This is a genomic window from Kitasatospora sp. SUK 42, from assembly GCF_015776785.2.
In the GTDB taxonomy this organism is placed as follows: Bacteria; Actinomycetota; Actinomycetes; order Streptomycetales; family Streptomycetaceae; genus Kitasatospora.
Genome location: NZ_LFMD02000007.1, coordinates 740,759 through 752,914 on the forward strand (window position 1 = coordinate 740,759; position 12,156 = coordinate 752,914).

Below are 12,156 nucleotides of genomic sequence, written 5' to 3' on the forward strand. Positions count from 1 at the left end.
CGATCCGCCGTGACGGCCGGTCAGGACAGCCCCAGACACCCCCGCACCGCACGGATCAGGTTCCGCGAACGGACGTCCCCGGTGACGCCCGGCTGCATGCCGTTGGTCACGTACCCGAAGCCCAGCCCGAGCTCCGGGTCGGCGAAGCCCAGCGAGCCGCCCCGGCCCGGATGGCCGAAGCTCGCCGGGGAGGCCATCGGCGCGGTCGGGCCGTGCCGCCAGAAGCCCAGGCCGAAGGTGGAGTTGACGATCAGCACCCGGTCCGGGCCGTTCACCACCGGCTCCACCGCGCGGGCCAGCACCTCCGGGCCGAGCAGCGGCGGGAGCAGGGCGCCGGAGCCGTCCGGACGCTCGGCCGCGCCGATCAGCGCCGCGTAGAACCGGGCCACCGAGCGGGCGGTGCCGATGCCGCCCGCACCGGGGATCTCGGCCGCCTGCACCGCCGGGTCGTTGAGGTCCACCCCGGGGCGCACCGAGGCGAAGGAGCGGGCGGTCAGCGAGGCCGGGTCCTGGTAGGCGTCCCGGACGGCCTGCTTGGGCCGCAGCCGCAGCCCGCTCGGGCCGGTGCGGGCCGCATCCGGTGCGGGCAGGTCGACCAGCTTGCCGACCCGGGCCGCGGCGCCGGCCGGCAGGCCGATCCACAGGTCCAGCCCGAGCGGCCGGGCGATCTCCTCCGCGAAGTACTGCCCCACAGTCCGACCGCTCACCCGCCGAACCACCTCGCCGACCAGCCAGCCGAAGGTGTACGGGTGGTAGCCGTGCGCGGTGCCGGGCTCCCAGGCGGGCGCCTGCGCGGCCACGGCGGCGGCCGCGCGCTCCCAGGTCAGCACGTCCTCCAGGCGCAGCGGCACGTCCAGCGCGGGCACCCCGGCCTGGTGCGACAGCAGCCAGCTCACCGGCACCTCGCCCTTGCCGGCGGCCGCGAACTCGGGCCAGTACGAGGCCGTCGGCGCGTCCAGGTCGAGCAGGCCGCGCTCGGCCAGCAGCAGCGCGGTGGCCGCGGTCAGGCCCTTGGTCACCGAGCGCAGCACCTGGGCGGTGTCCGCCGTCCACGGCACCGCGGGCGCGGGCCGCCCGCCGACCTCCGGCCGGGCGTCACCGCCCCACAGGTCCACCACCTTGCGGCCGCGCACGTACAGGGTGAAGGCCGCGCCCAGCTCGCCGTACTCGGCGAAGTTCCGCGCGAAGGCCTCCCGTACGGGCTCGAACCCCTCGGCCGTCTCGCCCCAGATCTCCACCACCGCGTACCGTCCTCAGCCCGTTCCGGTTCGTCTCTCCACCCGCGTTCGAACACCGTGGGATCCGTTCGAACCGGCCCGGAAACCCTAACCTGTCCGTCATGACCAACCCTGCCGAAGAGCTGCTGGACATCGTCGACGAGAACGACCGGGTGATCGGGACCGCGCTGCGCGGGGAGGTGTACCGGCGGGGGCTGACCCACCGCTGCGTCTTCATCCTGGTCCGCGACCCGGCCGGACGGATCTTCGTCCACCGCCGCACCGACACCAAGCTGTTCGCCCCCGGCGCGTACGACATGTTCGTCGGCGGCGTGGTCGGCTCCGGCGAGACCTACGCCGAGGCCGCCGTCCGCGAGGCCGAGGAGGAGCTCGGCGTCCACGGCATCGCACCGCGCCCGCTCCTCAAGTTCCTCTTCCGGGACGACCGGCTGTCCTGGTGGTGCGACCTGTACGAGGCGGAGTGGGACGGCCCGGTCGACCCGCAGGAGTCCGAGGTCGCCTGGCACGCCTGGCTCACCCCGGCCGAACTGGCCGAACGCCTCGACCGCGACACCTTCGTCCCCGACGGCCGCGAGGCCTACCGCCGCTACCTCGAACGGCGCCCCGAACGACCGCTGCCTTGAGCAATCCGGCGCATGGGCCCCCGGACGACCGCCGGATAGGGTGGCGCGCATGGCCTCCCGCACGCCGTCCCCGACGGCCGACCGCCCGACCCGGACCGCCGCCGCCGCCGCACCCGACCGGGGGGCCGCCGGTGAACGGCCGCGCCGACGGCTGAGCGTGGACGAGCGCCGGGAGCAGCTGATCGCCGTGGCGCTGGAGCTGTTCAGCCTGCGGCCGCCGGAGGAGGTGTCGATCGACGACATCGCCGCCGCCGCGGGCGCCTCCCGGCCGCTGGTGTACCACTACTTCCCGGGCAAGCAGGCCCTGTACGAGGAGTCGCTGCGCCGGGCCGGGCGGGAGCTGTCGGCCCGCTTCGAGGAGCCCATGGAGGGGCCGCTGTCGGAGCGGCTGTACCGGGTGATGGGCCGCTACCTGGACTTCGTGCAGAGCCACGGGCCGGGCTTCGCCGCACTGCTCCGGGGCGGTTCGGTGGCGGCCAGCGCGGGCACCTCGGCGGTGATCGACGAGGTGCGCCGGGCCGCGCACGACCAGATCCTGACCCACCTGGCGATCCCCTCGCCGAGCCCCGGGCTGCGGCTGACCGTACGGGCCTGGATCGCCAACGCCGAGATCACCTCGCTGGAGTGGCTGGCCGACCGCTCGGTGCCGCTGGAGGAGTTGCAACTGCACCTGGTGCAGGAGTTCGTCGCGGCGCTCACCCTCACCGCGGCCCGGGAGCCGGCGCTCGCCGTCGAGCTGTCGGCCTTCCTCGCGGACGAGAGCCCCGACGGGCCGACCGGGCGGCTGATCCAGGACCTCGCCGGGCTGTTCGCCGTCCCCGGCATCCCCGACGCCGTCACCGCGCTCGCCGCCGGGGGCTCTGCCGAGGAGTCCACCGGGGGCTCTGCCGGGGAGCCCCCCGAGGGATCCGGCACGGCCTCCGGCGAGTGATCACCTACTGATCATCAGGTGATCCTTCAGTTCGGCCCGGACGGTGCGCTCTGATAGGAATGGGCGGGGATCTGACGGCGCGCCGCCCCGGCGGGCCCGGTCCCACCCGGACCACCGATCGACGGCAGACGGAGCAGAGCGGGGGGCTCACCAGTTGACCCAGGACGTCCAGTTCAGCGCGGAGGCCAACCCCTTCGCGGCGGCCGAGCAGGTCTGCGCGACCCTCGGCACACTCACCGACGCCCTCTTCGACGAGCACACCTCGCGCCACCCGGCGGCCTCGCTGAGCGCCCCGCGCACGGCCGAACACCCCGCCGCCGAAGCGCTGTTCGGCCTGCCGCTGGCGCCCAACGGACCGGTGCACACGGCCCTCGACCGGCTCGGCACGGTGCTCACCGCCGGGACGGCCCGCCCCGGCACCGGCGCCCGGGCCGCCGACCGGGTGACCGCCGCGCTGCAGCACCGCTACGGCGGCGGCGCGGTGCGCGGTGCCATCGCCGACCGGGGCACCACCTCGGCCGCACTGTTCCAGCTGCCGGTCACCGGCGAGTTCGCCGACGCCAAGCTGCGCCCGCCGTTCGCCCCGGCGCTGGCCGCGCTGGCGGCCGGGCAGCAGAGCCGGCAGCCGGTCGAGCTGCCGACCGGCGCCGGAGCCGAGGTCCGACTGGTCATCCCTCCCGGCTTCCACCCGCTGACCTCCCCGGGCGGCCCCGCCGGGGCCTCCGCCCGCACCGTGCCCGCCCTTCCGGAGACCGTCGACGGGGCTGACCCGACCGGCGGGGCCGACCGCGCGACCGTGGCGGCGGCCGCCGAACTGACCGGGCACCTGGCCGAGGTCGCGGAGGAGCTGTTCAGCGCCACCGGCCCGGAGCCGCGGCGCGACTTCGCGGTGATCTCCGCGACCCTGACCGACCTGATCCGGGACGCCGGGGTCCGCTACGCGGGCGTCTGCGCGCTGGAGCTGGACGGACGCACCTCGGACGCGGCCCTGGTCATCTCGCTCGCCCGGCACCCCCTGCCGATCACCGCCCTCGCCACCGAACTGGCCACCGTACGGCGGCACGCCGAGGTGTGGACGGTACTGCTGCCGGCCGGACCGGCCGCCGTCCTGGTCGAGGGGCGGACCGTCCCGGTGCCCGGACCGCTGGCCGCCGACGGGCAGCGGCGCTGGGTGGTCACCTCGGCCGTGCAGGCCTTCGTACCGCTGCCGGACGGCGGGACGGTGCTGTGCGCCCAGCTGTCCACGGCGCGGCCGGAGGACTGGGAGCTGTACACGGAGGCCTTCGCGGAGCTGCTGAAGAGCATCCAGTTCGGCTGGGACGGCGAGCCGGTGGCAGCGCCCGCCGTCGCCCCGACGGTTGCTCCCGCCGTGGTGGAGGAGCCGGAGGCGGTGGCGGAGGAGCAGCCGGTGCACCTGCGCGGCACGCCGGTGCGGGTGCCGCCCGCGGACTTCGATCCCTTCGCGCCGGTCTCGGCGGAGGCCACGGCCGCAACCGGGGGGCCGAAGGAGGCCGAGGCCGGTACGGCGGACGGGGAACGGCCGAAGGGCACCCCGGTGATGATCCCGCCGCCGGACTTCAACCCCTTCGCCCTGACGGGCCTGCCCTCACTGCCTGCGGACGGGCCCGCCGCCCGGTCCGCGGGGGGCGGGGCGGCCGCCGACCCGTTCGGTACGACGGTCGCGGCCGAGGAGAAGAGCGACCCGTTCGGCACCACCCTCGCCTCGCAGGGCCCGGCCGTTCCCCCGCCGCCTTCGGCCCCGCCGCTCATCCCGGCCCAGACCCCGCCGGTGGCGGACACCCCGGCGGTGGACACCCCGTTGGCGGGTGAGGAGGAACCAGCTCCGAGCAAGGGGACGCCGGTGATGATCCCGCCGCCGGACTTCAACCCCTTCGCCCTGGCGGGCCTGCCCTCACTGCCTGCGGAGGAGCCGAAGGCGGAGCCCGAGGCTGACGCGGAGCCGGAGCACCGGCCGTTCGGCTGAGGGGCGACGGCTGGCGCCCGACGAGTGACGACCGGCAGAGGACAGCCGACAGCTGACAGATTTCAGCGAACGAAATCTGAAATCTGTCAGCTGTCGGCTGTCGGCTGTTACTTGTCAGCCGGCCGCCGCGACGACCCGCTCCGAAGCCTCAAGCCCGCCGGGCCAGGTGCACCACGTCCGGCACCCCCCGGCTGACCGGCACCGCGTGGGTGACCACGTCGGCGAACCCCGCCACCCGCAGCGCCTCCTCGAAGGCCGCGGAGGGCTGCGCGCTCCACACCGCCAGCACCCCGCCGGGCTGCAGCCGGTGCCACAGCACCGCGAGCCCGTCCGCGCCGTAGAGCCCGTCGTTGGATTCGGTGACGGTCCAGTCCGGGCCGTTGTCGATGTCCAGGCACAGCGCGTCGTACCGCTCGCCGTCGGCCGCCGCGAGGTACTCCAGCAGGTCGGTGTGGAGCACCTCGACCCGCTCGTCGTCCAGCGCGCCGCCGGAGAAGGCGCCGAGCGGGCCGCTGCGGTGCCAGTCGATGATCGCGCTCTCGCGTTCGACGATGGCGATCCGCCCCCAGCGCGGCTCGGCCGCCGCGTACGCGAGCGAGAAGCCGACCCCGAGCCCGCCGATCAGCACCGAGGGCCCGGACCGCCCCGGGGAACCGGTCGCACCGGCGCCGCCCGTACGCTCCAGTTCGTCCAGCGCCGCCTGGATCAGCAGCCGCTCGGAGCGCCCGTCGGCGGTGTCCATCAGGAAGCAGCCGTTGGCGATGATCTCGTAGTGCCGTCCGCGTTGCCGCAGCACCACCTCACCGAACGGTCCCTCCCGTCGGTCGAGCGTGACGACGTCCTCGTGGTCGTCCCGTTCGGGCAGTGCGGTGGTCATGCGCCCTCCTCCGCGAACTCGGCGGCGGGACCGCCCCGGTGCGGACGATCACCCGCCCCGACAATAGCCGAGTTCGCACCGAGGCCCGGAGCCGTCAGGTGGTGAGCAGCACCCCCGCGTAGGAGACGCCCGCGACGACCACCCAGGAGCCGAGCCCGAGCAGGGCGATCCGCCCGCCGGTGCGGACCATGGTCGGCAGGTGCACCGCGCTGCCGAGGCCGAACAGCGCGGCGGCCAGCAGCAGTTCCTGCGCGTTCCCGGCCAGCGAGAGCGCCCGCTCGGGCAGCACCCCGGTGGTCCGCAGGACGATCATCGCGAGGAACCCGGCGACGAACAGCGGCAGGATCGGCGGTCGGCCGGCGCCCTTCTCCGCGCCCGTCCCGGCGGCTCCGCGCGCGTTCCGCCGCACCACCACGGCGACGCCCGCGACCAGCGGCGCCAGCAGCACCACCCGCATCAGCTTGACCAGCACGGCCTCGCGCAGCGCCCCGGCCCCGCCGGTCTGCGCGGTGGCGACCACCTGCCCGACGTCGTGCACGCTCGCGCCGACCCAGCGGCCGAACTCCACCTCACCGAGCCCGAGCGGGTGTTGGAGCAGCGGCAGCACGGCGATCGCCAGCGTCCCGCACAGGGTGACCAGCGCGACGGAGGAGGCGACGTCCTCCTCCTCGCTGCCGGCCGCCTGGCTGACGGCGCCGATCGCCGAGGCCCCGCAGATCGAGTACCCGGTGGCGACGAGCAGCGGCTGGTCCCCGGGCAGCCCGAGCCGCCGGCCCAGCCACATCGTCCCGGCGAAGGTGGCCGCGACCACCGTGAGCACCATCGCGACGGTGGTCCAGCCGAGGCCGAGCACGTCGTCCAGGCTGAGCTTGAGCCCGAGGAGCACGATCCCGAGCCGCATCAGCCGCTTCCCGGCCATCGAGAGTCCCGGCCGGGCGACCCCGCGGACCACCGGGCGCAGCCCGGGCAGGTGGGCGGCCGCCATGCCGAGCACGACGGCGGCGGTGAGCTCGGGCACGGCGGGGACGGCCGTGTGGACGGCGACCGCGGTGGCCACCCCGACGGCCGCGAGCAGCAGTCCGGGGGCGTCCCCGCGCAGTGGGGGCAGTGAGCGGGTGCGGGTGGTGCGCTGCCGGAGGGAGAGTGCCACGCCGCCGCTCACCGCTCCTGGTCGGCGGGCAGCCGGTAGACCCGCCGGATGCTGGTGCCGAGCCGCGAGATGTCCGCGCCGTACACGTGGACGGAGATGGCGGTGCTGCCGCACGCGTTGCGCACCAGGTGGATGTCGCCGGGCGGGGCGAAGGCGGCGACGGTCCCGGCCGGGCCCGCCACGTGCTCGGTCTCGACCAGCCGGGAGCTGCGCCCGTCGGAGACCAGCCGGTAGCGGGTCTCGCTCTCCTGGCCCTGGTGGACGCCGGCCACGCACCAGGAGACGTGGTCGTGGATCGGGGTCTGCTGTCCGGGCAGCCAGACCAGGGCCACGACGGAGAAGCCGCCGTCCTCCTCGGCGTGCAGGACGTGCTGGCGGTAGCGCCGCGGGTCGCCCTCGCGCTGGGCGGGGGTGAGCAGCGCGTCGGGCCCGTCGGGCGCGGCGAGCAGGTGCGGGGCGAGGCGCTCGCCGACCAGGTAGGCGGTGAGTTCCGGGGGCAGTCCGCGGTCGACGACAGCGCGGATCTCACTGATCAGCGCGGTCATCCGCTCGGTGAGCCGCTCGCTGCCGACCGTGGCTGGGGGTGTCATACCAGCAGGTTCGAACGGACCGACCTATCACGTCCAAGGAGGGTTCGTAAGCAATACCCCCACTAGCACTTATACATGGGCGCCTTACGGGACGCTCCGGCTCAGCACCCGACCCGGCTCGCCGCCGCCTGCCGCAGGTGGTCCAGCACCAGTCCGGTGGCCGGGATCCGCCGGTGCTCGCGCAGCACGTACGCGCTCACCTGCCGGCGCAGGTGCGGTTCGACGGCCCGTCCGGTGACCTTGCGGTGGCACATGAAGGAGAGCACCAGCGCGGGCATCAGCGCGATCCCGACCCCGGCGGCGACCAGACTCTGCACGGCGAGGTTGTCGTCGGTGGAGAACACGATGTCGGGCGCGAAGCCCTCCTCCGCGCAGACGTGCAGCAGGTTGGCCCGGCAGCGCGGGCAGCCGGCGATCCAGCGCTCGCCGTGCAGGTCGGCCAGCCGTACGGCGTGTCGGCGGCCGAGCGGGTGCCCGACCGGCAGCAGCACGGTGAGCAGGTCCTCCATCAGCGGGATCTCGTCCAGGCCCTCCGGCACCTCGGTCACCCCGCCCGGGTAGCGGAAGGACAGCGCGATGTCGCACTCCCCGCGCAGCAGCCGCTGGACGGAGTCCGGCGGCTCGGCCTCCAGCAGTTCGACCCGTACGCCCGGGTGCTCGGCGAGCAGCCGGGCCATCGCCTCGGGTATCAGGGTGGCGTTGGCGCTGGGGAAGGCGCAGACCCGGACCCTCCCGGCGCGCAGCCGGGCGAGTGCGGCGAGCTGCTGCTGGGCGGCGGACATGCTGCCGAGGATCAGCTCGGCGTGCCGGGAGAGCGCCTCACCGGCCTCGGTGAGGCGCAGGCCGCGCCCGGCGCGGGTGAACAGCGGGACGCCGACGGTGCGTTCGAGGGCCTTCATCTGCTGGGTGACGGCGGGCTGGGTGTAGCCGAGCTCGCGGGCGGCGGCCGAGTAGGAGCCGGCCCGGACGACCCGGTGGAACGTCCTGATGTGCCGCGAGTCGAACACCGGTTCCATGGCCCCTCCGCCCGGTCGCCCCGATCCGGGCCGCTGTCGCGGCCCCGCCAACCCTCGCAATCATAAGAGGAATTTGGAGGAGTAGGCCCCGACCCCATTGACACCTATGGTTCAGCGTAGGACCAGGACCCTCACTGCTGCGCCGCGGGCGGCAGTCCCATCGCCACCCCCGCCTTCACCACCGGCGCCCCGCCGCGCATGCTCGGGCTGCGCCGACTGCGCCGCTCGACCCAGCGGGCGAGCCAGGACAGCAGCAGGCACATGCCGATGTAGATCGGCGCGATCACCATCACCACCGGGATGAACGGCAGGTCGTAGTCCAGGTTGGTGGCGATCAGCTTGCCCGCGTGCAGGAACTCCTCGTAGGTGATCAGGAACCCCAGCGAGGTGTCCTTGAGTGCCACCACCAGCTGGCTGATGATCGCCGGCAGCATCGCCCGGCAGGCCTGCGGCACCAGCACGTACGTCATCACCTGGGTCTTGCGCATCCCGAGCGCGTAGGCCGCCTCCCGCTGCCCCTTGGGCACCGCGAGCACACCGGCCCGGAACACCTCGGCCAGCACCGAGCCGTTGTAGAGCACCAGTCCGGCCACCAGCGCCCACAGCGGCTGCACCTTGAGGGCGACGAAGACGAAGAAGATCATCACCAGCAGCGGCATGGCCCGGAAGAACTCCACCACCAGGGTGGCGAACCAGCGCACCACCCGGTGGTCGGACAGCCGCCCGGCGGCGAACAGCGCACCGAAGGGCAGCGCGAACAGCACCGTCCAGCCGAAGGCCCGCAGGGTGTTGCCCAGCCCGCGCAGCAGCAGGTCCTGCACCCCCCGGTACTGGAAGGGCTCCCACTTCGCGGCGGTGAACTGGTGGGTGTGGAACAGCATGTAGACGACCCAGCCGATCAGCGCCGCGATCAGCAACAGCGCCATCCAGCCGTACGTCCGGTGCCGGGCGAGCGCCCTGGGACCGGGGATGTCGTACAGCGCCGAGGATTCAACGGTCATCGGGACACCGCCACTCGTCGTTCCAACAGGTTGAAGACGGCGCTGATGGCCAGTGTGATGATCAGGTAGCCGACGGCGATCCAGACGAAGGTCCAGATGATGCTGTAGCCCAGCTCGTTGATGGTTCGGTAGGTGCCCAGCAGCTCGACGACGCTGAACGAACCGGCGATCGCCGAGTTCTTCGCCAGCGCGATCAGCACGCTGCCGATCGGCGCCACCACCGAGCGGTACGCCTGCGGCAGCACCACCAGGCTCATCGTCTGCCCGAAGCTCATGCCCAGGCTGCGGGCCGCCTCGCCCTGCCCGGGCGGCACGGTGTTGATGCCCGAGCGCATCGACTCGCAGACGAAGGCCGAGGTGTAGCAGCCGAGCGCCAGCACCGCGAACACGTAGAAGGGCAGCGTGATGTTGAACCGGGGCAGGCCCAGCACCACGATGAAGAACAGCAGGGTCAGCGGCGTGTTGCGCAGCACCGTCACCCACAGCGTCCCGAACACCCGCAGCGGTCGGACCGGCGAGACCCTGAAGCCCGCGATCAGCACACCCAGCACCAGCGACAGCACGGCGCTCACCGCGAACAGCGAGAGCGTGCCGAGGAAGCCGTCCCAGTAGGTCGACCAGTTGTCGGTCAGCGTTTTCACGGCGCCTGCCCTCTCAGTACCGGTCGATCGGCGGCGGGGTCGGCGCGGGCTCCCCGGACAGACCGAGGGTCGCCTCGAAGGCCCGCCTCCAGTCGCCGTTCTGCTCGTTGTACTCCAGCGCGTCGTTGATCGCGTTGCGCAGCACGGTGTCGTTCTTCGGGACGCCGATCCCGTACGGCTCGACCGAGAACGGCGGCCCGACCACCTTGAGCTCGTCCGGCACCTTGGCCGCGTAGCCGAGCAGGATCGCGTTGTCCGTGGTGACGGCGTCGACCTGGTTGGTGATCAGGTTGTCCACGCAGGCCGAGTAGGTGTCGTAGCCGATCAGCTTCGCCTTCGGGAACTGCGACTGGATCCGCTGGTACGGGGTCGAGCCGGCCGCCGAACAGACCTTCTTGCCGTCCAGGTCCTGCGGCCCGTGGATGCTGTTGTCGTTCTTGCGCACCAGCAGCGACTGCCCGGCGATGAAGTACGGCCCGGCGAAGCCGACCAGCTTCTTCCGGTTGTCGTTGATGGTGTACGTGCCCACGTAGTAGTCCACCTGGCCGTTCTGCAGCGCGGTCTCGCGGTTGGCCGAGGCGATGGTCTTGAACTGGATCCGCTCCGGTGGGAAGCCCAGGTAGGCGCCGACCATCTTGGCGATCTCGATGTCGAAGCCGGAGTACTCGCCGGTCGCCGGGTTCTTCTGGCCCAGGTACGGCTGGTCCTCCTTGGCGCCGACCACCAGGTGGCCCCGGCTGCGGGCGGCGTCCAGGGTCGGCGAGCCGGTGATCGAGGAGGCGTCCCGCACCTGGTAGGTGGGCAGCGCGCTGGGCTGCGGGCCCTTGGGCGGCGGGGTGCCGGGCTTGCCGCAGCCGCTCGCCAGGGCGGCGAGCAGCAGGACGGCGGCGAGCAGGCGCTTGCGCGGCCGTGCGGTGGGCGTCGTCTCACGGGTCACGGCCGCCGCCTCAGTGCTTCAGGATCTTGGACAGGAAGTCCCGGGCGCGCTCGCTCTCGGGGGCGCTGAAGAACTCCTCCGGGGCGCGGTCCTCGATGATCCGTCCGTCGGCCATGAACACCACCCGGTTCGCCGAGGCCCGGGCGAAGCCCATCTCGTGGGTGACCACGACCATCGTCATGCCCTCCCTCGCGAGCTGGCGCATGACGTCCAGCACCTCGTTGATCATCTCGGGGTCGAGCGCCGAGGTCGGCTCGTCGAACAGCAGCGCCTTGGGGTCCATCGCCAGCGCGCGGGCGATCGCGACCCGCTGCTGCTGGCCGCCGGAGAGCTGGGCCGGGTACTTGTCGGCCTGCGCCGCGAGGCCCACCCGCTCCAGCAGCGAGCGGGACTTGGCGTCCGCCTCCGCCTTCGGGCGGCCGCGGACCTTGATCTGGGCGAGCGAGACGTTCTGCAGCACGGTCCTGTGCGCGAACAGGTTGAAGGACTGGAACACCATGCCGACCTCGGCACGCAGCCTGGCCAGCCCCTTGCCCTCCGCGGGCAGGGGCTGGCCGTCGATCAGGATGGTGCCGCGCTCGATCGGCTCCAGCCGGTTGATCGCCCGGCAGAGCGTGGACTTGCCGGAGCCGGACGGGCCGATGATCACGACGACCTCGCCGCGGCCGACCGTCAGTTCGATGTCCTGCAGTACGTGGAGGTCGCCGTAGTGCTTGTTGACCCCTCGCATCTCGATCAACGGGGTGAAAGCCGAAGGGCCGGCGGGGGCCGGCCCGGGAGCGGCGGTCACCGGCCGCGCCGCCCCTTCAGCAGCCAGCCCAGCACGGCGCCGACGATCAGCGTGGCCAGCAGCGTGATCCAGAGCGGCGCGGTGACGGCGAACACCCAGAACTGGATCTTGACGTTGTCGAGATTGGCGAACAGGAACCACACCGCGAGGATCACGATGACGCCGATCCCGATGTACCGGGTGGGGACACCACCGATCTCGCTGCGCCGGGAACGGGACGAACCGTCTGAAATCTTTGTCACCGGAGCAGTCTGCGGGCCGAACGGACGATTTGCCCGGTTACGCGCCCTCACGCGCAAAGGAGTAACCCGTACGGGTCAATCTGACCCCGTACAGGTTTACCGATCTACCTCCTTGGTGCTACGAGCTCCCCCGGCC

Annotated in this window: 13 protein-coding genes; 3 read left to right on the forward strand and 10 right to left on the reverse strand. The window is 73.1% G+C overall.

All coding sequences use genetic code 11. From position 1 onward, the window contains the following. Positions 1–20 precede the first annotated feature (20 nt). Positions 21–1,241, reverse strand: a complete 1,221-nt coding sequence (locus RZ50_RS24975; RefSeq protein WP_196951240.1) for a serine hydrolase domain-containing protein — start codon at positions 1,239–1,241, stop codon at positions 21–23. Between the two features lie 98 nt (positions 1,242–1,339). Between RZ50_RS24975 and RZ50_RS24980 the strand changes: the two genes are divergently transcribed. The 3 genes from RZ50_RS24980 (at position 1,340) to RZ50_RS24990 (ending at position 4,776) form a co-directional block, all read left to right on the forward strand. Further along, the gene (locus RZ50_RS24980) at positions 1,340–1,861 is read left to right on the forward strand and encodes an NUDIX hydrolase (protein WP_196951241.1); all 522 of its coding nucleotides are present in this window, start codon (positions 1,340–1,342) and stop codon (positions 1,859–1,861) included. Between the two features lie 49 nt (positions 1,862–1,910). Continuing rightward, complete coding sequence (locus tag RZ50_RS24985; protein ID WP_196951242.1) at positions 1,911–2,792, forward strand: TetR/AcrR family transcriptional regulator; 882 nt, start codon at positions 1,911–1,913, stop codon at positions 2,790–2,792. A 154-nt stretch (positions 2,793–2,946) separates the two neighbouring features. Then, positions 2,947–4,776: a hypothetical protein gene (locus RZ50_RS24990; RefSeq protein ID WP_217680842.1), complete on the forward strand. Its 1,830-nt coding sequence runs from the start codon at positions 2,947–2,949 to the stop codon at positions 4,774–4,776. 148 nt (positions 4,777–4,924) lie between these two features. Here RZ50_RS24990 and RZ50_RS24995 read toward each other — a convergent pair whose 3' ends face one another. The 9 genes from RZ50_RS24995 to RZ50_RS25035 all read right to left on the reverse strand — a co-directional run bounded on the left by RZ50_RS24995 (position 4,925) and on the right by RZ50_RS25035 (position 12,020). Continuing rightward, positions 4,925–5,653 carry a spermidine synthase gene (locus RZ50_RS24995; RefSeq protein WP_196951244.1) on the reverse strand — a complete coding sequence of 243 codons (729 nt, stop codon included), beginning with the start codon at positions 5,651–5,653 and terminating at the stop codon, positions 4,925–4,927. Positions 5,654–5,747: 94 nt separating this feature from the next. Beyond that, positions 5,748–6,803: a putative sulfate exporter family transporter gene (locus RZ50_RS25000; protein ID WP_196951245.1), complete on the reverse strand. Its 1,056-nt coding sequence runs from the start codon at positions 6,801–6,803 to the stop codon at positions 5,748–5,750. 8 nt (positions 6,804–6,811) lie between these two features. Next, complete coding sequence (locus tag RZ50_RS25005) at positions 6,812–7,393, reverse strand: cysteine dioxygenase family protein (RefSeq protein WP_196951246.1); 582 nt, start codon at positions 7,391–7,393, stop codon at positions 6,812–6,814. A 101-nt stretch (positions 7,394–7,494) separates the two neighbouring features. Further along, the gene (locus RZ50_RS25010; protein WP_196951260.1) at positions 7,495–8,400 is read right to left on the reverse strand and encodes a LysR family transcriptional regulator; all 906 of its coding nucleotides are present in this window, start codon (positions 8,398–8,400) and stop codon (positions 7,495–7,497) included. Positions 8,401–8,540: 140 nt separating this feature from the next. Beyond that, positions 8,541–9,410 (reverse strand): amino acid ABC transporter permease, encoded by an 870-nt coding sequence (locus RZ50_RS25015; protein WP_196951247.1) that lies wholly within the window; start codon positions 9,408–9,410, stop codon positions 8,541–8,543. Beyond that, entirely contained in the window at positions 9,407–10,051 is a 645-nt protein-coding gene (locus tag RZ50_RS25020) for an amino acid ABC transporter permease (protein WP_196951248.1), read from the reverse strand. The genes RZ50_RS25015 and RZ50_RS25020 overlap by 4 nt, the downstream gene beginning before the upstream one ends. A 13-nt stretch (positions 10,052–10,064) precedes the next feature. Then, the gene (locus tag RZ50_RS25025; protein ID WP_308272217.1) at positions 10,065–10,988 is read right to left on the reverse strand and encodes a glutamate ABC transporter substrate-binding protein; all 924 of its coding nucleotides are present in this window, start codon (positions 10,986–10,988) and stop codon (positions 10,065–10,067) included. 10 nt (positions 10,989–10,998) lie between these two features. Beyond that, on the reverse strand, positions 10,999–11,727 hold the full coding sequence (locus RZ50_RS25030) for an amino acid ABC transporter ATP-binding protein (protein WP_217680844.1): 729 nt from the start codon (positions 11,725–11,727) through the stop codon (positions 10,999–11,001). 47 nt (positions 11,728–11,774) lie between these two features. Then, positions 11,775–12,020, reverse strand: a complete 246-nt coding sequence (locus RZ50_RS25035; RefSeq protein ID WP_196951249.1) for a lipopolysaccharide assembly protein LapA domain-containing protein — start codon at positions 12,018–12,020, stop codon at positions 11,775–11,777. Positions 12,021–12,156 lie beyond the last annotated feature (136 nt).